This is a genomic window from Vibrio sp. 704, assembly GCF_033339295.1.
The window spans coordinates 1-589 of sequence record NZ_JAWOUH010000725.1; the positions used below are offsets into that span (position 1 = coordinate 1).

Sequence of the window (589 nt, forward strand, 5' to 3'; positions counted from 1 at the left end):
AAATTAAGCAGTTGTTTTATTACGTGGAAAGCTAGGTGTTACGGGGGATAGATCACAAAAAGGCCAGTATAGTGCTGGCCTTTTGTGGGTAAATTACGTGCTTGATAAGCTATAAAAATTAATGCAGCGTTTTATTGCCGCCTGAAGCTTGCGTATACAGTTCGGTAACTTCAGTTTCATCGAATGTATATGTTGTGCCACAGTAATCACAGTGTAAAGAAACCGATCCTACTTCAGCCAAAATGTCATAAATTTCAGCTTTCTCAACGGTAATGATTGCCGCGCCGCTGCGCTCACGTGAACAGCCACAGTGGAACGCTACTGGTTGAGGTTCGTACACGCGTACTTTGTCTTGGTTGTATAGACGGTATAGTAGGTCGTTCGCTTCTAGGCCAAACAGTTCTTCGTCTTTTACGGTGTTAGTCAGTTGCTCTAGGTGCTCGAAGTCATCTGGAGAACCAGTGCCATCAGGAATAACCTGAATAAGCATACCCGCCGCGTGCGGTTTACCTTCGAATTCGCCAGTGCGGATCCAAAGACGCGTTTTTAGCTGCTCAGAGTTAGCGAAGTAACCTTCTAGCACTTCTGT

General features: G+C 45.2%; 1 protein-coding gene. It reads right to left on the reverse strand.

All coding sequences use genetic code 11. The features are described 5' to 3' along the window. Positions 1-118: 118 nt before the first annotated feature. Positions 119-589: Hsp33 family molecular chaperone HslO (locus R7R24_RS28760; RefSeq protein WP_318120465.1), on the reverse strand; the 471-nt coding region annotated here is incomplete at its 5' end.